The sequence below is a fragment of the Bradyrhizobium barranii subsp. barranii genome (genome assembly GCF_017565645.3).
Classification (GTDB): Bacteria; Pseudomonadota; Alphaproteobacteria; order Rhizobiales; family Xanthobacteraceae; genus Bradyrhizobium; species Bradyrhizobium barranii.
This window is the reverse complement of the sequence record NZ_CP086136.1, coordinates 9,336,519-9,356,162: the sequence shown is the minus strand read 5'-3', so window position 1 is coordinate 9,356,162 and position 19,644 is coordinate 9,336,519. Positions and strand designations below refer to the sequence as shown.

At 61.4% G+C, this 19,644-nt stretch carries 12 protein-coding genes and 4 pseudogenes; 9 read left to right on the top strand and 7 right to left on the bottom strand.

Annotation, left to right across the window (positions count from 1 at the left end; translation table 11 throughout):
- Positions 1 to 55 precede the first annotated feature (55 nt).
- Positions 56 to 377 (top strand): annotated as a pseudogene (locus tag J4G43_RS45355) (DDE-type integrase/transposase/recombinase); the annotation flags it as partial.
- 50 nt (positions 378 to 427) lie between these two features.
- Here the strand turns inward: J4G43_RS45355 and J4G43_RS45350 are convergent.
- Positions 428 to 685: a WGR domain-containing protein gene (locus tag J4G43_RS45350; protein WP_011084508.1), complete on the bottom strand. Its 258-nt coding sequence runs from the start codon at positions 683 to 685 to the stop codon at positions 428 to 430.
- Between the two features lie 568 nt (positions 686 to 1,253).
- Here J4G43_RS45350 and J4G43_RS45345 point away from each other — a divergent pair.
- Complete coding sequence (locus J4G43_RS45345; protein ID WP_014497999.1) at positions 1,254 to 1,475, top strand: hypothetical protein; 222 nt, start codon at positions 1,254 to 1,256, stop codon at positions 1,473 to 1,475.
- 524 nt (positions 1,476 to 1,999) lie between these two features.
- Here the strand turns inward: J4G43_RS45345 and J4G43_RS45340 are convergent.
- Positions 2,000 to 2,344, bottom strand: coding sequence for a hypothetical protein (locus J4G43_RS45340; protein ID WP_011084509.1), 345 nt, complete (start codon positions 2,342 to 2,344; stop codon positions 2,000 to 2,002).
- 156 nt (positions 2,345 to 2,500) lie between these two features.
- On the opposite strand from J4G43_RS45340, the gene J4G43_RS45335 reads away from it, so the two are divergent.
- Both J4G43_RS45335 and tnpB read left to right on the top strand, forming a co-directional pair.
- The gene (locus J4G43_RS45335) at positions 2,501 to 2,875 is read left to right on the top strand and encodes a transposase (protein ID WP_225005518.1); all 375 of its coding nucleotides are present in this window, start codon (positions 2,501 to 2,503) and stop codon (positions 2,873 to 2,875) included.
- 19 nt (positions 2,876 to 2,894) lie between these two features.
- The gene (gene tnpB, locus J4G43_RS45330; protein WP_060907863.1) at positions 2,895 to 3,203 is read left to right on the top strand and encodes an IS66 family insertion sequence element accessory protein TnpB; all 309 of its coding nucleotides are present in this window, start codon (positions 2,895 to 2,897) and stop codon (positions 3,201 to 3,203) included.
- Here tnpB and J4G43_RS45325 read toward each other — a convergent pair.
- Positions 3,191 to 5,278 (bottom strand): recombinase family protein, encoded by a 2,088-nt coding sequence (locus J4G43_RS45325; protein WP_049810452.1) that lies wholly within the window; start codon positions 5,276 to 5,278, stop codon positions 3,191 to 3,193. The genes tnpB and J4G43_RS45325 overlap by 13 nt on opposite strands.
- A 588-nt stretch (positions 5,279 to 5,866) precedes the next feature.
- Here J4G43_RS45325 and tnpC point away from each other — a divergent pair.
- Positions 5,867 to 7,411, top strand: a complete 1,545-nt coding sequence (gene tnpC, locus J4G43_RS45320; protein WP_225005839.1) for an IS66 family transposase — start codon at positions 5,867 to 5,869, stop codon at positions 7,409 to 7,411.
- Positions 7,412 to 7,746: 335 nt separating this feature from the next.
- On the opposite strand, the pseudogene J4G43_RS45315 reads toward tnpC, so the two are convergent.
- Positions 7,747 to 8,748, bottom strand: a pseudogene (locus tag J4G43_RS45315) (type IV secretory system conjugative DNA transfer family protein); the annotation flags it as partial.
- Between the two features lie 260 nt (positions 8,749 to 9,008).
- On the opposite strand from J4G43_RS45315, the gene J4G43_RS45310 reads away from it, so the two are divergent.
- Entirely contained in the window at positions 9,009 to 9,194 is a 186-nt protein-coding gene (locus J4G43_RS45310) for a hypothetical protein (protein WP_028181468.1), read from the top strand.
- A 405-nt stretch (positions 9,195 to 9,599) separates the two neighbouring features.
- On the opposite strand, the gene J4G43_RS45305 is transcribed toward J4G43_RS45310, so the two are convergent.
- The 3 genes and pseudogenes from J4G43_RS45305 to J4G43_RS45295 all read right to left on the bottom strand — a co-directional run bounded on the left by J4G43_RS45305 (position 9,600) and on the right by J4G43_RS45295 (position 12,065).
- Positions 9,600 to 9,848 carry a hypothetical protein gene (locus J4G43_RS45305; RefSeq protein WP_208088713.1) on the bottom strand — a complete coding sequence of 83 codons (249 nt, stop codon included), beginning with the start codon at positions 9,846 to 9,848 and terminating at the stop codon, positions 9,600 to 9,602.
- An 11-nt stretch (positions 9,849 to 9,859) separates the two neighbouring features.
- Positions 9,860 to 10,056 (bottom strand): annotated as a pseudogene (locus J4G43_RS45300) (hypothetical protein).
- Between the two features lie 212 nt (positions 10,057 to 10,268).
- Positions 10,269 to 12,065 (bottom strand): recombinase family protein, encoded by a 1,797-nt coding sequence (locus J4G43_RS45295; RefSeq protein WP_011084515.1) that lies wholly within the window; start codon positions 12,063 to 12,065, stop codon positions 10,269 to 10,271.
- Here J4G43_RS45295 and J4G43_RS45290 point away from each other — a divergent pair.
- The 3 genes and pseudogenes from J4G43_RS45290 to J4G43_RS45280 all read left to right on the top strand — a co-directional run.
- Positions 11,952 to 12,303, top strand: a pseudogene (locus J4G43_RS45290) (DDE-type integrase/transposase/recombinase); the annotation flags it as partial. The gene J4G43_RS45295 and the pseudogene J4G43_RS45290 sit on opposite strands and share 114 nt — an antisense overlap.
- 181 nt (positions 12,304 to 12,484) lie before the next feature.
- Positions 12,485 to 14,737 carry a T3SS effector XopP-like protein gene (locus tag J4G43_RS45285; protein ID WP_208088712.1) on the top strand — a complete coding sequence of 751 codons (2,253 nt, stop codon included), beginning with the start codon at positions 12,485 to 12,487 and terminating at the stop codon, positions 14,735 to 14,737.
- A 272-nt stretch (positions 14,738 to 15,009) separates the two neighbouring features.
- Positions 15,010 to 19,332, top strand: a complete 4,323-nt coding sequence (locus J4G43_RS45280) for a Ulp1 family isopeptidase (protein WP_208088710.1) — start codon at positions 15,010 to 15,012, stop codon at positions 19,330 to 19,332.
- The last annotated feature ends 312 nt before the right edge of the window (positions 19,333 to 19,644 follow it).

Genomic DNA, 19,644 nt, shown 5'->3' with positions numbered 1-19,644 from the left:
GCAGCGGGTACCGTCAAGTTAACGAATTGGAGCGGCCGAGGGGTAGACGACCGGCATGCCGACCGCCCGGGACCCTCTTTATCGCCGCCATCGCTTCCCACCGGAAGTGATCAGCTATGCCGTTTGGTTGTATTTCCGGTTTCCCAGCGGCTCATGAAGAAGCTCTTGAAATCCGCCGGCACGCCGCCGCGCGTGATGATCACGGACAAGCGTTCGCACGGCGCTGCGAGGGCGAAGATGGGCTTTTTCGTCGAACATCGCCAGCACAGAGCTCTCAACAATCGGGCTGAGAATTCTCATCAGCCGACGCGGCAACGCGGCGGATCATGAAGCGTTTCAAATCGTCCCGTCAGGCTCAACGGTTTCTGTCACTTCACGTTCCAGGCATCGTAAGTGGATCCGTAATCCCCGGGAAATTGACGAAACCTCAGACTCTCTCCTCAGCAGAGGTGTATCCGCGCCTGCGCTTGGCGCGCTCCAGCCGTCCGAATGCTTCGCCCGCTTCAGCGCTGGCATCGAAAGTCTGCACCATCGTCTGGCCGGTCGTGCCGATCCGGCCCCAGTCGCGGATCAGCGAGACCCCGCCGAACAAGGTCGGTTGGATCGAAAGCAAGTAAAACCGCCGCATGTTGCGGGTGGTGTCGATGCGGCGAAGGTGAAGCGGCCCTAGCTTAAGGTTCGGCATGCATGGATTCTCGCTTCCTGTGGAAGCGAGGTCCAATGCTTTCTATGAATCGATCAGGGCCAAACGATTCATTCTCTCGCTACATCAATTGCACCAGGCGGGTGTCTTCGGACTGTGGCGATGATGTGGAGGCTCCACGGCCCGATTTGAACCCCACCGTCTCGCGGCAAAACCGAGACCGCAGTCTGAACTGATCGAGAAGCTCACTGAATCGCGCCGGAGCTCGGTCCAAGCATTGTCGATCCAGCAGCCTCAGCAAGGTTTGAAAGCTGACTAGGTGACATCGGTGCAGCCGTTGAGCGATCGACGGAGCAATTGCGGACGAACGGGAAATCGAAGTCCGGACACGGGTGAATTATGGAATGACACCCGGGCACTTCTTTGCCGGTGCTGCTGCAGAGAATCAAGCGCGCGATGTGGTCGGACATCGCCGACCTGCGTCTGGCAGCCCGACCAACCTTATGGGGTGTTGAAGAAGCGCGCGGCCTCTTAAAGGCCGCATTCTCTGTGGTAGGGCAGTACTGAAAGCGCGTATGGCCGCGCAACCTGAGGCGAGAGGAGGATTCCGATGTTCGAGGCTAAAGACTATCGCGTGTGCTGCCATCACTTTGTCACCCCGACCGACCGCGCCGTCTACCCGGCGCAAGAGCCCTTACTAACCTACTCTGAGGCCCTCCGGCAGGTGCAGACCGAGCAGGCCAAGGGCTACATGGTGGCCTGGGTCATCGATCGCACCGGAGCAGGCGCCACCAATGAGATTGGTGGTTCGAACGCATCGGTTCGACGTTGATCGTAAGCGCAGCTCTGGCCCTTGGATTGGCGCTTGACGTCTGTTTTGATTACGGTGTGAGCCGGCACGGCTTCCACTTTTCCGACAACGTTGACGCTGGCCTCAAGCGCCTGCCTGTCGTCGAACCACTTTTTAGAGCTTGATCACATGATCGCAGCCGCGCCGAAGATCGAAGAGGCTGCAATGCCGTTTCCACGCCGAGTCACAAGCAGAAGAAACTCAACCAGGACTCGCGCTGGTCAGCGTCATCAGAAACTGTGCACGCTCGACAGGACGATCGAGCCAGTGCGTCGAGGTCTATTCCTGCATAGGAGGACGCGGCGAGGCGGCGGGAAAGTTGGAAGGTTGGGATCCAGCAAGGTCCCGATTCGCGCGCTGTACCTCGGCGGTCCCAAACACGAGGACGCAGAGAGGTCTGTTTTGGGCGCGGGATTTTGGCTGGGACACGAGCCCGTCAGAGCGTTGCCGCCGCCGCTCTGAAATGGTCGGGAAACCTTCCGATCGTGCGAGACTCTTATCTAACCTCACTTGTGATCCGCTCCCCTCGAGACTTTTGGAAGATATCCCAACTGCCGTTCCAGAGCAGCTAAGGTTCGACGGGCCGAATCCAATCTCGCAGTCGCCTCGACCAGGTCGGCCCATGTTTTATCCGACCGTGCAACCGCCGTGGAGCCGGTCTCAAACAGGTTGTTGTTGAGATGCGGGGCCGCTTCGCCTCGCAGGGCACGCTCCAAATCGAGCAGGGTGCTCGTCAGCGCTCGATGCGCGCACGCGTCCTCTCGTTCCAGGTTTTCCGCCACGTCGAGCGCCGCACGATAGTGTCGTATCGCTGCAACGACTCTGCTCTCGAGGTCGGGCTCATCGCTCATCTGCTTTTCTCTCCACGAATCTTTGAGCAATTTGTGTCGGTCTGAACGAGCAAAAATTGTAAGCGGAGCTTTTCTCCCATTTGATTGACTGGTTTCGCTTCGGCTTTCGCTCTGCGATCCTTGGCTTGTCAGAGAGCCGAGAGGAGACTGAAGGCGATGGAACAATCGGGGGAGGAAGCCGAAGCTGATGGCTTTGTGGGGAAGCTTACGCGCCGGACGCGTTCTGGAGGCCGGTTATGGTCTGCGGAGATCAAGGGGCGCGCTGTTTTCGAGAGCATGAAGCCCGACGCCCGGGTATGTGATGTCGCACGGCGTTATGGTGTGAAGGCCCAGCAGTTGACGACGTGGCGCAGATTGGCGCGTGCTGGCCGGCTCGCATTGGTCACGGACGACGCGGCGGATTTCGTGTCGATCGAGCTGAGCGATCCAGTGGCGTCAGGCAAGAGCGAGGGCCCGTCGAGATTACGATTGGCAAGGTTTCGGTCCGCCTGGATGCGGACGTGTCGGCGGTGCGGATCGCGGAGATCGTGACTGCGATCGAGCGCGGCGCATGATCATTCCGGCGCAGGGACTGCGGATTGTGCTTGCTGTGCGTCCTGTTGACTTCCGGTGCGGGCACGACGCGCTGGCCGGTCTTGTGCAAAACACGCTTGGGCTCGATCCGCATTCGGGCCTGATCGTGGTTTTTCGTTCGAAGCGCGCCGACCGGCTGAAGATTTTGCTATGGGACGGCACGGGCCTCGTTTTGGTCTACAAGCGCCTTGGCCGCGATGGTCGTTTCGAGTGGCCGCAGATCAGCGACGGCGTCATGCATCTGACGCGCGTGCAGTTCGAAGCGCTGTTCGATCACCCATGTTGATGCCCCTCCTTGTTAGGCTGACAGATTCTTAGATCAAGTTGCGCGATGACGTGGTTTCGAAGGTCTCCGATGGCGTGAAGAACGGATGGTGTATTCGGGAAGAGATAGGCGCCGCTGGGCTGGCGATCAATTAGCAAACGCTTGGTTCGGATCTGAACATAGAGCCAGTTTACTGGAATCTCGAGCCTTCGGGCCAGTTCGGGCGGGCTGAGGTATGAGTCGTCATGCTCCCATCGGCTGCGCTGGGCAGTTACCTTGATGGCGGCGGCACGACGGAGCCGCCCAACGGTGATAGGCAGCACCTTATCGGCGCAACGGGGAGAGCGGTGACCTTCCCGAGTAAGGATTGTGGCGATCTTGTCGTCTGGGACGCCGTCGCGAGCGAGCGTCAGAAGGCGTTCCCGCATCTCTGTGCCTCGCGTCAATCTGGTGACGGAGTTGACGCTCATCTTCACTTCGAGCTCCGTCACGGCGCCTCCCCGCCAGACGATCCTAGCCAGGGCCAAGTCGCGCTCACCGCGGTCGAGAACGACCTTTTCGATGAGACATCGCAACAACGCCTTGCGATGCGCATCCGAGATAGTCTCGTCACCCCATATCTGCGGGAGGCGGCCGGTGAGGCTGATGACCTTGTCGTTGAGCTCCTTGCTTATGGCCACTTGTGTGATGGCTTTGGGCGGCGTCTGTCGGGCAAGCGCCTCTTCGGCGGCGCGCACGTCGTTTAGCGCCGCTTCCCATCGACGCTCGAGTTCCGAGGCGACCAACCGATTATCTGGATCAGCTCGGTTGAACTGCCGTTCGGCGAGCGCCGCCGTGTATCGCTTGCGCTCGAGCTCTCGTTCTGCACTGGAGCGTAGCGCATTGTTCGTCTGCTGCTGCACCCGGCGGGAGCGCGACAAGGCATCGAGTTCGGCCGGCGCTAGTGCGGTTAGGAATGCGTCGCCAACGGCTGCATCGATATGGGCGGCGCGGATGTGTTGGCAGGTTGGCTGACCTTCCTGGGTACGCAGGTGATTGCATACATATTCGCCGCCGCCCTTGTAGCGGACGTACATCTTATGGCCACATCGTGCGCACCAGGCAATGCCGTGGAGCAGGAGCTCGCCATTGCGAGGCGCGCCGCGGGTTTTGATGCGCATGTATTCGGCTCGGTTATCTCTGATGACGGATCGGATTTTTTCATAAATTGGCCAGTCGATATAGGCTGGATATCGATCTTTAACGACGATCCGCCACTCCTCCATCGGCCGCGGAGCCTTTTGTGGCAGGGCCCCCTCCCGCTTCGGCGGCCGGAAGCGGGTTCGTCCATAGACAAAGGCGCCCGCGTATGCGGGGTTCTTCAAGATCGCCGCGACGGCAGCCAGCGTCGCGCGCGTCCAGCACAAATCGCCATATCGATCACGACGCGGCAGTTCCAGGTCACGCTCGTTCAACGCTCGCATGACCTTGGCAACGCTGCGCAGCTGCAGGAATAACTGGAAGACGAGACCGAGCCGCCCTTGCACGGCCATGTCGGGATCCTTAACGACCACACCGCTCGGGTCCCGCATCAGCCCGATTGGCAGCATAACCGCAAGTTCGCCGCGTTCGGCTTTGGCCAGCAGGCCGGCGGTCAGCCGGCTGCGGATCGTATGTAGCTCAAGCTCGGAGATCGAACCCTTCAGCCCGAGAAGCAACCGTCCGTTGGGAGTGCCCGGATCATAGACACCATCGCGGTCGGCGATCAGGCAGCCACGTAGACCACAGATATCCAGGAGCGGATACCAGTCGGTACAATTACGCGCCAAGCGGGTCACGTCGATCGACAGGATGAGTCCCACTTCACTCAGGCCAACACGGCCAACGAGTTCCTTGAAGCCGTTACGCTGTGCTATAGACGCGCCGCTCAACCCGAGATCGGCATCAATCACGTCGATGGCCGCCTCACGCCATCCGAGTTCGCGGGCGCGCTGGCGAAGCGCGTATTGAAGGCGCAGGCTCTCCTGATTGCTTACGACCTGATGGGGCGTCGACTGCCGGATGTAGACTACGGCTTTGCGCGCCAAGTGGCTTGGTGTGACCAGCTCGGACTTCATGAGGGATCTCCGCCAAAATTGCGGCGACGTCTTCGACGATCTGGCGTCGGAGCGCGGGCGTCAGCGTCGACCAAAGATCGGCTGGATCCATGCTCATGTGCGTCGGGACAATCCGCTGTCGATAAAAGCTCGAGTAGAGCCTCCATACTCAGCTTAATCTGATTTGCCTCTTGCTCATAATATTCGATTGCGGTTGCTTGAATCAGAAGACTGCTTCCTGCGCGATACTCAACTTCATACGAAGCGGGAATGCCTCGGCCTCGCTGACCGATCTTCCTAATCACTCGATATGAGCGCCCCCACAAAGGATGGTGGGGGTCCCCAACCTCGACCACCTCCGGAAATGATTCGTCAGACTCACTATCAGGGACATTCCTCAATCCCCTCGTTTGAAGGGCTGAACTGGAAGCGAGTGGGCGAACGGATTGTCGCGACGCCAGCTGCGGCGAACTGACTCAGACCCGACAACCTGTTTCGCGCGGGGCTTTGGGATGATAGCTTGCGGATGTGCCGCCGTCCCCCATTGATCCCGCCCGTCTTGCAGCGCTGCCCGCCGATGTGCGCGCGCTCTTCCGCGCGCAGGAAGCGATGATTGAAGCCGAGCGTCGTCGCGCAGACGATGAATGCTCGGCGCGCCTTCATGTCGAGAGTGAACTGGCTGCGTCCAAAGAGAGCGTCGAACGCCTCGAACTGCTCGTGAAGGAGTACGAGCGCGCACGTTTCGGTAAACGCTCGGAGAAGTTCAATCCCGATCAGATGCAACTGGTTCTCGAGGACATCGAGATTGCCATCGCCGAAGTCCAGGAACGCCAGGACGATCGTGCGCGCCGCGCCGGCACGGCGCCGTCCAGCCGCCGGACCAGGCGCGCTGCCCGTGCCTTTCCCGCGCACCTGCCGCGCATCGAGCAGGTGATCGAACCCGAGAACCTCGAGTGTCCCTGCGGCTGCGGCCGGATGGTCCAGATCGGCGAGGATCGCTCCCGCCGTCTCGATGTCATGGCCGCCCAGTATCGTGTGATCGAGACGGTGCGACCGCGCTACGCCTGCGCAAAGGGCTGCACCGGTGTTGCTCAGGCGCCGGCGCCCGCCCATCTCGTGGAGGGTGGCATCCCCACCGAGGCGCTGCTGGCGCAGGTGGCGGTCGCCAAGTTCAGCGAGCACATGCCACTCTATCGTCAGTCGCAGGTTCTGGCTCGGCATGGCATCTTCATCGATCGCGCCGTTCTGGCAGACTGGATGGGAACGGTCGCCTTCCACCTCGCGCCGCTGGTCGAGCGCATGAGCGTCGTGATGAAGCAATCGGGCCGCTTGTTCATAGACGAGACCAGGGCGCCTGTGCTCGATCCGGGCCGGGGCCGAACGAAGACCGGCTATCTGTGGGCTGTCCTGCGCGACGATCGCGGCCACGGCGGCGCTGATCCACCAATCGTGGTCTACCACTACGCGCCAGGACGCGGTGGTGACCATGCTGAGCGCATCCTCGAGGGCTTCGACGGCATCCTTCAGGTCGACGGATACCAGGGCTATCATCGGCTCGCACGGCCCAAGCGCAAAGGCGGCGTGCCGCTGCGGCTGGCCGCATGTTGGTCCCACTCAAGGCGCAAGATCATCGCAGCGACTCCGAAAGCCGGCTCACCCATCGCCGAAGCCGTTCTCGCGCGCATCGCCGCACTCTATGCGATCGAGAAGGAGATCCGTGGCGCCGACGCCCCGGCTCGGCAAACGACCCGTAACGAGCGATCACGGCCGCTCGTCGCTGAACTCGAGAGGTTTCTGCGCGAGCAAGCCGCTCGCCTGTCGCCGGGCAGCGAGATGGGCAAGGCGATCGCCTATCTCCTGAACCATTGGGATGGCCTCACCTTGTTTCTCGACGATGGTTGCGTTGAGATGGACACCAATCCCGTCGAAAATCAAATCAGGCCGCTGACTCTGACGCGTAAAAATAGTTTATTTGCTGGTCACGACGAAGGTGGTCGTTCATGGGCGCGCATAGCTTCGCTCATCGCCACCTGCAAAATCAACAGCGTGGAGCCCTACGTCTGGATGAAAGCGACGCTCAAAGCGATCGCAACCGGTCACCCGCAGTCCCGGATCGACGAACTCCTGCCCTGGTCGTTCGGCGGCACCTCGTAATACTCCGTCGTTGCCGCCTCCATACCCACCGCCAACGATTTGCAAACACGTTGATCAACAGACTGCAATCCCCACGCCAAACCTTTGCGAATGGGACGCGAACGTCGCTTACCAAAAATTAGGCGGCTTACAGGTGGCGGGCGAGATGATGCGCCGGCTCGTACGACGAGCCGAGCATCGAGCCCGGTATGCCGTCGTTGCTGGATGCGCTCCGTCTCGGCTTTCCGTTCCCAGACAATACTGCCCTTCCACGTACGCCCTTTCTTTCTCTGCCTGGGAACCAGCCGGTCGTTTGTATGCCGCCCACGTCTTTCTCATCGCCGCGTTCGCGATAATCAGCGACGCCGACCAGCGTCTCTCCGATAGAACCTGTTTTCGCCGACGCAGGCGCGCATGTCGGTGCGCCGGAACCAGATGGCGCGTCCGCATCGCAGCGGTGGATTGCCCGCAATAAAGATGACCTGCTCGTCGGTTCGCATGCGCAAGACCTCATGCGGCAGCATCAGCGGCCGGCGCGCGAGCTGCTTGGACCGCGTCCGGGAGGAACCCGACGTCTGCGAGGACCGGCTCAGCTGATCGACCTCGACCGTCGTGTCGCCGCAGCGCTTGGAGATGTAGTCCGCCGTCTCGGGGTCGTTGATCGCCGAGAAGGAGATCCAGGATGCGCTTTCGAACCACTTGCTGGTGGCATCGCGGCCGCCATAGGCCTCGCGCATCTGGCCGATTGACTGGTAGAGCATCAAGAGGGTGATGCCGTATTTGCGCCCCGCATCACGCGCGGTTTCGAGAATGCGTAAGTAGCCGAGACGCGCGACCTCATCGAGTAGGAACAGGGTCCGGCCGGTCACTTCGCCATTGCGATTGTAGATGGCGTTGAGCAGCGAGCCGATGATGACGCGGGCGAGGCCGGCATGGTTCTCCAGGGTCTTCAGGTCGAGATTGATGAAGACGTCCGTCCGGCCCTCCGCGAGCTCGGCCGTCGTGAAGCTCGATCCGGACACCAGGGCGGCATAGTTGCCATAGGAGAGCCAGTGGGTTTCCTTCACCGCATTGGCGTAGACGCCGCTGAAGGTCTCTGGCGTCATGGCGATGAAGGGCGCGACATTCTCCTTCACGAATCCGGACTCGGAGTTGTCGTAAATCGTCTGAAGCCGCTGGCGCAACTTCGGCTCCGGCTCCGACAGGTTGGCGCGGACCTGGCGGAGGTGCTGATCCTTCTTTTCCGTATGACCGGACAAACAGACATCGGCGATCAACGCCGTCAGCAGTTGCAGCGCCGAGGCCCGAAAGAAGTCATCCCGCGCCGAGCCCTGGCGCGGATTGTCGGTCACGATGAACATCCCTCGTTTTGAAAAGGAAACCTCATGTCTGAAAGTCGAAAGCCCACGCACGATGCCTTCGCTGTGGCCGGTGACGGCCGAAATTCTACATGGACGCGGATCGGCGCCGCTTGGCCGAACGATGACGGCAAGGGTTTCAATATCGTGATCGCGCCCGGCTTGGCCGTTTTGGGTAAAATCGTGCTGCGCGAACCGAAGCCCCAGGCCGACCAGGAGCCTGACTAGATGCCCGGTCGGTAGCCGAAGCGGCTAGGCTCGTGGACGCGTTTCGCGACCTTATCGACAAGACTTCTTGGCCACACTGGCGCAAGGATGAATTCGTTCGGGCCGTTGAGGCCCTGGCTGAAGCCCAGCTTGTCACTGAAGCGGCGATTGCGTTGCCGGGCGATGCTGGATTCCGGGAGCGCTTTGCCGCGGCCTTCATCGTGTTTGCGAAATGCTAAGGCTCTCCTGCGGGAGGGCCTTTTAAATACGGCGTGCCCCCGCGGGCCGGGCTTTAGGCTTAGCCCGGAGCCGCTGCGCCGTCTCCGCCATGCGGGTAACAATCCCTCACGCAAGGCATAATGCACTCCTCGCCGGAGGCACTCGGTCAAGCAGCTGCCTACGGCACCGCTATCACTGCTGCGTGCGCCGGGTGCCTTCTTAACCGGTCTCGTCGCCGCAGTCGGTCCCGCATCCCGCTTCGCGGTCGCTATGCTGATGCTCTTGCGGCTGCATTTCGCTCGGCTCCGCTTTGCTTCGCGGCAAAAAAAGGTCCATTCTGTCCTGATCGCGTCAAGGCCAAGCCCGATGGGCGCTACGCGGCTTTGACCCGCTCGCGCCAGCGTGGAGAGTGGCCTTCCGTCGCGCTAAAGCGCACTCAGGTCGGTTGGGACCTCACCGAACTTCCTGATCAGCTTGGCGTCGCTGAAATCGCCGGGGGCTGGATCGCCCGTTCGCGAAAACGCGACAGCGCCGATATGCCCGGGCTTTCGCGACAGAGCCTCGGCGCGCATGACCGCCGCATTAGGATTGAAGCACTCCGTCGGCTCTCCAGGCGCCATGCCGTCATCGGCGGCGACGAAGGGCAATGCGACGTAATAGGTTACTTCTGACATTTCCTCCGCTCCTAGCCGTTGTAGGGATGAAATCTTCCGCGCGCGTAGGCGTGAGAGACTGACTTCATCAGTTCGGCGACCTCGGATTCCAGATACCGGTTTGCAACTATCAAAGCCTTGATCGTAGCGCGAACGTCCCCACCGCACGCGGCAAGGGCTTGATGACAGACTCCTCAAGCGGGTCCTCGTCGCCTTGCGGAATAGGCATAGGACTTTGAGACATCAGCCGTTTCCGCAATAAATGAGACTGCAAAAGGTTCTCATTTTGTTCCTTTGGAGTCAAGCGCCGCCGTTTGCCAGAGCTGCTATCTTTTCCCGGGAGCGCGGCGATCAGTGTCGTGGAATTTCAAGCGGGAACGCCCCTGGGCGCGAGATGCTTAAGCTAGGTTCGATAACCTGTTTTGTTGAGTAGCGTGATGGTCAAGGTTGCCAAGCCCCGAGCCATGGCTCGATCGCGTCCTCGGCGGGCTTGAACACCGGGATGTGGTAGTTCGAGCGCATTGATGTGACGCGCTCGCGGGTCCAGCGATTGCCGTTGCCGGTCTTGAGGCCGTTGCGATTGAGGAGGCCGGCAATCAGATCGTCGCTGGCGATCAGCACCAGTTGACGCACGGCCTGGACGATATCGGCAGAGGTGCTGTTGCGCTGTCCGCGCCGGCGCTTCGGCAAGCGCAACTCGCTGTGGGCGCCCCCCACCCAATGGACGATGAGAACGATCTCCGAGGCCGCGTCGTCGATATCGGCCACGACCTCATGGATGAGGGTGCGCACAATGCGCTTCTTGAGGCGAGCATCCGTCGTCGGCGCATCCCAGACCGTTTTGAGGTTCGAGGCCAGAACGCCGAGCGAGACTGGATCGGCAAGGGGTGCGGGCGTGGCCGCATCATGCATGGCGATCTTGGCCTCAACCTCCGCCGCGTGAGCGAGCGCCCTGTTCCAGCGCGCTTCCAGCTCACTGGCCACCAGCCGGTTCGCGGGATCAGCGGCATCGTATTGCCGGAAAGCCCTGTCGGCGGCATAGCGCGCCGCTTCGAGGTCGCGACTGAGAGCATCGCGTACCTGATCGCGCCGTTCCCTGGCTCCCTTGGCGGCAGCGGTTGCGGCGGCGACAGCGCCCGGACCGACGACTCCAAGCAGCGATTCTTCGATGGCGTCATCGACGCGCAGTCCGCCGAAGGCGATGCAGTGGGCCCAGCCATTATCCATCCAGGCACGGTTGCAGCTGTAGCGCGGGATATGGTTCTCCATGCCGGAGTACCGGAGTGTGAGCTTGCGACCGCAGCGCTTGCAGCGGATCAGACCGGCCAGCAACGCGTCACCATGGTTGGGCGCGCCGTGATGCCGACTGGTGGGAACATTGCTGCTGACCATGGTGCGAATCGCCTCGAACTTCTCCCAGCTCACATACCCTTCGTGAGTGTTGGGCTTCAGCGTCAGCCATTCGTTCCGCGCCTTGCGGCGGATCTTCAGGCTCACGCCAGCGGTGCTGTATCCCGCCGCCACAGCTGTCTTACCATAGGCATAGGCGCCGCCGTAGACCGGGTTCTCAATGATCCGGTGGATGGCAGAGTAGTTTGGTCGCCGCCAGGCCGTGTCGCCGTTGGTCTGCTTCACCGGCAGATCGAGATTGTACTCATGGAGCCAGCAGAGCGCCTGTCGCGCGCTGCCCAGTTCCTCGACCTTGTCGAACACCAGCTTGATCGCCTCCTGGACACGCCGATCCGGGTCTTTCTCATAACGGTCGCCGGCCTTCACGAAGCCGACGGGCGCTGTCACAACCAACTCGCCCCGGCGCGCCTTCTCGTAGCGGGCCGAGAGCGAGCGCTGGCGCAACAGATCCAGCTCGTACTCGTTGAGGCTGCCCTTGAGCCCGAGCAGCAGGCGGTCGTTGCCGTGCCTTGGCGCATAGATGGTCTCTTGATCGACCAGAACGGTATCGACCACGCGGCACATCTCGATGAGTTGCTGCCAATCCCGGCTGTTGCGGGCGAAGCGCGAGACCTCGCGGGCGCAAACCGCACCAACCCTGCCGAGGCAAACCTCCGCCACCATTCGCTCGAATCCGGCGCGTTGTATGCCGCCGGCGGCTGAACGACCATCTGACGACGGACAATCACGGACAAGCTCCGTTCGTACGGCGCTGCGAGGGCGAAGATGGGCTTTCACGTCGAACATCGCCAGCACAAAGCTCTCAACAATTGGGCCGAGAATTCTCATCAGCCGACGCGGCGGCGCGAGCGGATCATGGAGCGTTTCAAATCGTCCCGTCAGGCTCAACGGTTTCTGTCAGTTCACGATCAGGTCGCGAACCTTTTCCACATCCCCTATTCTGGAGCCGTCACTGCCGACTTCCGTCGTGCTTCGCGCGGGCGAGCCTTTGCGACTTGGCGCGAGATCTCCGCGACAAGCGCTATCGCCGAATCTCGAACCTTTGAGAAGCGCCTCCTTCGGCTCGCGGTCGATTAAGTTGACGATGCCCCGCTGCCTCCAGCAGCACGCCAGGCGCGATGGAATTGCACCCCACGGTGATCCGGGTTTTCCTGTGAATCGGGGAGAAGCGCCCTACGTCAGCTACTCGTCAGCCAGCCAGTCTATGCAGACTGGCTGCGCACTCTCGACTTTATCGGAGGTGGAATATGACAGGCATTGGCCGAGCTGGTAAATCGCACGTTGGGCCCGCAGGAGCCGACAGCGCATGGGGATCGAGTAGTTCGAGCCCGGAGCTCGGTCCCGCCCCCGGGGAGGGCGGGCAATCTTTCGACTCTGTCGTGGAGCGGATGCGCTCCGGGCCTCGAGATGGAACGGCTCCGCTCGTGAGCCTGCCACCAGCTTCGGCGGTGGCAGTCCAGATTTCCTCAAGTGGCGACGGAATCAAGGCAGCGAAGCAAAAAATGCGCAGCCTGCTTGCGGGGCTTGATGCTTCTAAAAATGCAGCCACACGAGCCCGGAACCCGAACCCGTCGGAGGCGCAAGAGCTGATCGATCAAGTCGTCAAGGCAGGCTCGGAAGTTCTGGGCTATTACGCGAGCCTCCCCCCGGACATGGCGCGCGGGCTTCTTTCCGACGGTCGGGCTCGCCGACTCCGCGAGGAAACTATCGCTGCGGGAAACGAATGCGACATCGTGGCCACCTGGATTATCGGCGACCTGGAGAAGAGCAGGAAGAAAGCAACAGCCTTGCTCAAGAATATGCGAGTTGCCAACGCTCAGCCTGACCAGCTGAGCCGAGCGGTATCCAGCGTGGCGAAGCACTACGAGGCCTGCATGGAGGGGTGGGGAAAGAAGGCATTGCGCATGGAACGGATGCAGTCCGTCTGCGCGGCCACCGCCAACTTGCCGAGCACCACGCCCGAGATGCGGCAGGCCGAAGAGGCCGCACTACGCCTGCAGACCGGCTGGGCACTTTATACGAAGTGCGTGTATCTGCAATCTCAGGTTGCTCTTGCTCAGCTTCTAATTGAGTCGCGGGCGAGCACGTTCGAACCAGCTGTAAGCGACGCCCTCATGGGTGAGGATGGGCGGGTGCGTCTGCTCGGGACCTTTATCGAGGATGTTTTTCCGGCATTTAACTCGGCGTCCGAAGCCGTTCTGAGCAGCAACGGAGCGGCACTCGACGCAGACCACTGCACCGTTCTGGAAGGAGTCATGGAGCGGCTTTCGGAATTTGCCTCAGGGGTGCACGGAATCGTTACCAGGCTAAGGGACGCCGGAACGGATGCCGACCTTCCATTAAAACTGTTGGGCCAGATCGCGGATGGTGCATGGGTCACCGCGGACGACGTCACGCGTCTTTTGGACGTGCAGCCAAAGACGCCCGCCGTGATTGAGCCGACGGCCCGGACTGCCGTAGTGGTTGAGGGGGGCGCGGCCCGCAGGGAGGGGAAGGGCAAGCGCGCACCGGCCGCAGGCGAGCGAAGTTCGGCGGCCGGGCCGCGCGAGCCGCAGCTCGCCACGCCCGACGCTGCCACGGCCCCGACAGTCAAGGTGATCGTACTCTCGGATCTGGGTACGAAGAAACTCGCGAGCGCGGAGGAGGCGGCACTCGCGAGGGCGTCATCGTCGGCGACCGGGCACCTGGAGATATTGCAGGCTCCGCCCTCCAGGAACGCACTGACCGGATTACTCAAGCGATTGGACGAACTTTTGCAGTTCGATCTGCCGGCTCAGCAAAGCGCGGTCTCGCAAGCGCGCCACGGGAAGCCCGAGGACGCCGATCACGCCGTGGATCTCGTCGTTAAGCGCCTGCAGACACAGGCCTCCGAGATTGAGGCCAGTGTAGCCGCGCTGGAGGAGCCTCGCCGACGTGTCCTACTCACGCCTGCGCAAGTGCCGGAAGTGCACGACAAAATAGCCCGGCTCAAGGCGATGTTGTCCGAGGTGCAGGGACAGGCAAGCTCTTTCACGGCGCGAAAGGCGGTGATCACGATCGATTGCATGAAGACCTACGCGTTTCCGTCCCAGAAGTATCTTGAACAGTTGCGAGCGGCCGGGGAGTTGGCGGCTGTGAATTCACCGCGCGCCTTGAAGGATGATCCGGGGACACTGTTCGAGATCAAGCTGCAGCCCAAGGCCCTGCGCAATGGCGCGACGCCAAGCCCGATGTGGGTGCACATCCATACCAAGCGGCCGGTACATGCCAGGCAGTTGGCAACGCTGAGCGATGCCGGGTTCGCCGCTTGCCACGTGAAGTCCAATGACCAGCGCGGCTACAATCAGGACTGGCAGAGCGCTCGAGCTGCGACGGGGCGCGAGAACGTCGTGATCCACCGCGGCAAGCTCACGCCGGCGTTCTGTAGGTCCTTGTTGCGCACCGCAGCTGGCGGCCAGCCGTGGCATCCCCTTCCCGAGGCGGAGCACGCGTCGATGCAGTTCGCGCGCCTCGGGATGTAGTTACCTGGGTGTCCCGCGCCAGAGCGTCGCTGTGGTGACACGATCAAGTGGACCGTTTCTCACCGAGAGGAAATCCTCGATGAGCTCGAAGCCGGCGCGGGCTTCCTCGAACAGATCGACAACAGGGTCCGATTGAAATTCGATCGGGAGCGTCGTGACCCCAACTTCCTTTCGCTTGGCAGCTGAACCGTCAAATGCCGGCGATGTGTCGTCTCAAGTCCAGGCGCATGCGATCAGCGCTCCAGGCTCTTCATCTTCGAAAGTGAGTACACATGAAATTCGTCTCAATGAATCGGGGGGGGCAACAAACGGATAGCGTGGACGCGCAAGATGCCTCTCCAGCCGACTCGTCGGCAGAGGCGGCGGCCTTTCAGCGGCAGCTGAGCGAGGTCGCTGTCCTGTCCGCTCCCGTGCTCATGCAGGTCCGCGCCTATCAAGCGGATGCATCGCGATCTGAGGCGCGACCCATCGTGCGGGCGAGCGGGCAACCATATACGCCGGCTCCGCACGGTGAAGGCGGTGGAACGACGCTGAATGCGTCGGCGCTGCCGCTCGGCCATGCAAATTTGGTTTTCGCAGGAAGCGGCATGGATCCTGTTTATTCCGACGATGCGTCTCTTATTGAGGGGCTCGGGCCGGCACTCTTCAAGGCTGGGGCCTCCGAGCGCACCGTCAGGCGCAATGTACGTTGTCTTCTCGGATTGGGGCATTGGCTCGTAAAGAACGGAAAGCCGGGCATTGCTGCCCGGCTTTCCGAAGAGTCGCTGGTCGAGGATGCCCTGGAGTTCGGCAAGCAGGAGGGGCAGGCCATCGCTACGCCACTGGTTCATCTTCGAGCCTCCCAATCGCCGGGCGGCATCGCGCCGATTGCAAGCCGGGTTGAGCTGAATCCCTATTCCCAAGATGCGGATCTCATCAAAGGGTACAAGGAAGATGCAGCGTCAGGCACCGCCAACACCGTCAGGAAGTATGCAACTCTTCTTATCGATTTCAGTGATTACCTCCGTGAGAACGATAAGCCCGGCATTGCTGCTCGACTTGGCGACGGCTCGCTGGATAATGATGTCAGCCAGTATAAGGAGGCGGACCCCCGTGGCCGCAGAAAAGCCGGGGCCGCACTGGCTCATCTCCTGAGGTCGCCGGCGGGTGCTAGAGCGATCGAGCTCCGGCCTCATATTCGCCCCGTTCCTGATTTCGAAGGCGCGGTTCGCGCTGAGCCGAGCCGGACCCGGGCCGCGACTGCACAGCACAGCTCGAGCGGAGCTATCAGCTGGCCGGAGACTCTGCCTGCGAACCAGCAGGATCTGCTTTTGGAGACGATGGACGGACCCAGCTCCTCGCCGCCTATCGAGACAATTGCGCACCATCAACAAGCAGCGGATGCAGGAGGGTCTTTTCGTGACTTGAACTTGCCCCGCGCCGACCATGGGGTTTCACCGCCGCATGGCCTGGCATTGGATGCTGCAGGGTCCCTGAACTGGCGCCACCATGACGACGAACTGACGGATAAACGTCACAGGAACCCGCTCGGGCCAGGCGAGCAGGTTCTCGTCATCAATGAGCATGATATAGGGGAGTTGAGATCAGCGAAGAGGCAGAAGACGCTAAGCAATCCGCAGGGCGTCGCCGTTGAGCGGCAGCTGATGCAGACGCCATCCCATCAACTGGCGGCGTCCCCATCGCAGATGCAGGCTCCGATGCTGTCGCAAAACGAGCTGATCGGCGAGCCGCTCCCGGGGGAAGACGCGGAGCTCTTGGCGAGGTTTCGTGTAGACGCCAAGCGGCGCAAGCTCACCCCAGGCGCCATCAATAACAGTGTTTCCGGGCTTGGGAGATTTGTTCGCTGGGTCAACGCAGAGCATGGGGGGTCCGTAGCTTCTCGGCTACGAAAAGGTACACCGCTGGATGAGGAAATTGCGGCGTACCGGAGATTGGGCCGTGACCCCCAGCACCGCATTACATCGGCCCTGGATGTTCTCCGGCGGCTCTTGCGTGGGGGTGAAGAAGCCGAAGCTCCCGAACCCCGCGTCCTCGGTGCCCCACGTCGCCTGGTTCCTCATCCAGAAGATGCGCCCCTCATCGAGGGCGCGCTGAGCCAAGCTCTGAAACATGTTAAAACTGCGAAGGATAAGGGGTCTGCGCAAAAGCGGGCGACACGTCTTCGCGCGCTGAGTGCGTGGCTTAAAGGGAATCGCAAAGAGAGCATCATCGGGCGACTTAACGGCTCTAGCAAGGAGCAGTTAACGCTGGACAACGATGTGCTGGCGTTCCAACGGACCGGAGGCGCAAGATACCGTCCCGATTTGTCGCATCTTCGCAGCTACTTAAAACTCATCGAGGCGAACCGAGAGCTGGGGCTGCCAGGCCCTGAGCAGCCGAGCTCGCCGGCCGCGTGGGGCGATCGGCATCCCGGCTCGGCGCAGGATCTTCCCTCAACGCCGGCAAGCCCAAGCGCGGGAGCTTGGGTTTGGTTGGGTGAACAGCTGCACGAACCAGCATCACCATCCAGGCCCCCGTCACATGCTAAGGGCAGGCTTGAGCCATCTGTTGATCTGAATGCGCCGACGCCGTCCGAGTTGCGCGACGATGCTCATTTTGCGCCAGCGCATCCTGCCAGGGCCCGTTCAGACACCTACGCTGGTCTTGAGCCATTTGTTGATCTGAATGCGCCGACGCCGTCCGAGTTGCGCGACGATGCTCACTTTGCGCCGGCGCATCCTGCCAGGGCTCGTTCAGACACCTACGCTGGTCTTGAGCCATTTGTTGATTTGAATGCGCCGACGCCGTCCGAGTTGCGCGACGATGCTCACTTTGCGCCGGCGCATCCTGCCGGGGCTCGTTCAGACACCTACGCTGGTCTTGAGCCATTTGTTGATCTGAATGCGCCGACGCCGTCCGAGTTGCGCGACGATGCTCACTTTGCGCCGGCGCATCCTGCCAGGGCTCGTTCAGACACCTACGCTGGTCTTGAGCCATTTGTTGATCTGAATGCGCCGACGCCGTCCGAGTTGCGCGACGATGCTCACTTTGCGCCGGCGCATCCTGCCAGGGCTCGTTCAGACACCTACGCTGGTCTTGAGCCATTTGTTGATCTGAATGCGCCGACGCCGTCCGAGTTGCGCGACGATGCTCACTTTGCGCCGGCGCATCCTGCCAGGGCTCGTTCAGACACCTACGCTGGTCTTGAGCCATTTGTTGATCTGAATGCGCCGACGCCGTCCGAGTTGCGCGACGATGCTCATTTTGCGCCAGCGCATCCTGCCAGGGCTCGTTCAGACACCTACGCTGGTCTTGAGCCATTTGTTGATCTGAATGCGCCGACGCCGTCCGAGTTGCGCGACGATGCTCATTTTGCGCCAGCGCATCCTGCCAGGGCCCGTTCAGACACCTACGCTGGTCTTGAGCCATTTGTTGATCTGAATGCGCCGACGCCGTCCGAGTTGCGCGACGATGCTCATTTTGCGCCAGCGCATCCTGCCAGGGCTCGCTCAGACACCTACGCCGGTCTTGAGGCAGCGGTTAATCCGAATCCGCGCACACCATTCGAGTTGCGTGACAATGCTTGGGCCCCGGCGCCTGACTTTCGGCCGCTGTTTGCCGGGCCAGTACCGGGGCATCACCAGGGCGCTCGACAGCCCGGCTCGCCGCAGGGGCTTTCTCCGGCGCCAGCCTTCTCGGATGATGAAGCTTTGGCGTGGTTGCGCGAGGAGCTGGCGCGACGGCAGATGCAAGAACCGGCCTCACCATCAACCGGCAGGGCTCCGTCAGACATCTACGGCGGTCTTGAGTCATTGGTGCATCTGGATGCGCCCACGCCGTCCGAATTGCGCGACGATGCTCACTTTGCGCCGGCGCCCGCTGCCGGGGCTCGCTCAGGCACCTACCGCGGTTTTCCATTGGTTGATCTGACTGCGCCCACGTCGTCCGAATCACGCGACGATGCTAATTCTGTACGGCCGTTTCAGAGCACCTCCGCTAATGCTCAGATCGGGGCTTTAGATCCGACAGTCTCGTCTCACGGCCATGGGCTGGTGCTCGAGGACACGGAATGGCTGGGCGACGAGCATATTGACAGGGATTACCGGCTCCAGGAGCAGGATTTGCAGAGGTACTATCCAAATCTCGCCGCCCGGACGCGGTTCGTGAATCCCCTCATCGTCCTAAATTATCTGCGCTCTAACGACGATGGCGTCGTGCTAACCGAATTCCAGCGCATCGTCCATGATGATAATGGTAATGATACAGCCGACTTCCTGTTCCTGCCCGTGATTAATGCCGATCCTGAAGATCCTAATAGCCTCGGCAACCATTGGTCGCTGCTGTTCGTTGATCGCAGCGACCGGGGGCGGCCGGTCGCCTATCACTACGATTCCTACGGACTCAACAACAAGGATGCAGAACATCTCGCAGGTAGGCTGGACCTCCGCCTGGAGCCAGCCGGCATGGCCCAGCAGCGGAATAGTTATGATTGCGGCGTCTTTGTCGTGGACGGGACGCGGGCGCTGGTTAGGCAATTGGAGCAAGGAGGGCAGACAGTCCACCTGGACCAGCTCGTCGTCGATCGGCAGGCACTGCAAAACCGACTCAGGGGCTGATGTCGCCGTGGGCGAGATAGAGTTGGCTGTGAATCGACGCTGAACATTGACCCCCGTACGCGCGAAGTCAATCAAGTACTTGGGACGCCGATCGGCGTCCGGACCCCACACGATGACATAATTGCGGTCGGCGCCCGCGGGACGAAAGGTCCGCTATCTTCAAGCCTGCACGCAATCACACGAATCGGAGCAGCAAGGACGAGGAATCGGGCGCACGAGGGTTGCAGCGCGATTTGCAGGATCGGTTGCAGCCGGCGCACGACGAGCCGGTGAGCGAGCCCGTCAGCGATAGTGCTTCCCATCCCGAAGTAC

Excerpts from the sequence above, each read along its gene's own strand:
- J4G43_RS45345 (WP_014497999.1), top strand. The coding sequence starts at position 1,254 with ATGTTCGAGGCTAAAGACTATCGCGTGTGCTGCCATCACTTTGTCACC.
- J4G43_RS45340 (WP_011084509.1), bottom strand. The coding sequence starts at position 2,344 with ATGAGCGATGAGCCCGACCTCGAGAGCAGAGTCGTTGCAGCGATACGA.
- J4G43_RS45325 (WP_049810452.1), bottom strand. The coding sequence starts at position 5,278 with ATGAAGTCCGAGCTGGTCACACCAAGCCACTTGGCGCGCAAAGCCGTA.
- J4G43_RS45295 (WP_011084515.1), bottom strand. The coding sequence starts at position 12,065 with ATGAGAATTCTCGGCCCAATTGTTGAGAGCTTTGTGCTGGCGATGTTC.
- J4G43_RS45335 (WP_225005518.1), top strand. The coding sequence starts at position 2,501 with ATGGAACAATCGGGGGAGGAAGCCGAAGCTGATGGCTTTGTGGGGAAG.
- J4G43_RS45350 (WP_011084508.1), bottom strand. The coding sequence starts at position 685 with ATGCCGAACCTTAAGCTAGGGCCGCTTCACCTTCGCCGCATCGACACC.
- tnpB (WP_060907863.1), top strand. The coding sequence starts at position 2,895 with ATGATCATTCCGGCGCAGGGACTGCGGATTGTGCTTGCTGTGCGTCCT.
- J4G43_RS45285 (WP_208088712.1), top strand. The coding sequence starts at position 12,485 with ATGACAGGCATTGGCCGAGCTGGTAAATCGCACGTTGGGCCCGCAGGA.
- J4G43_RS45305 (WP_208088713.1), bottom strand. The coding sequence starts at position 9,848 with ATGTCAGAAGTAACCTATTACGTCGCATTGCCCTTCGTCGCCGCCGAT.
- J4G43_RS45280 (WP_208088710.1), top strand. The coding sequence starts at position 15,010 with ATGAAATTCGTCTCAATGAATCGGGGGGGGCAACAAACGGATAGCGTG.
- tnpC (WP_225005839.1), top strand. The coding sequence starts at position 5,867 with ATGATTGAAGCCGAGCGTCGTCGCGCAGACGATGAATGCTCGGCGCGC.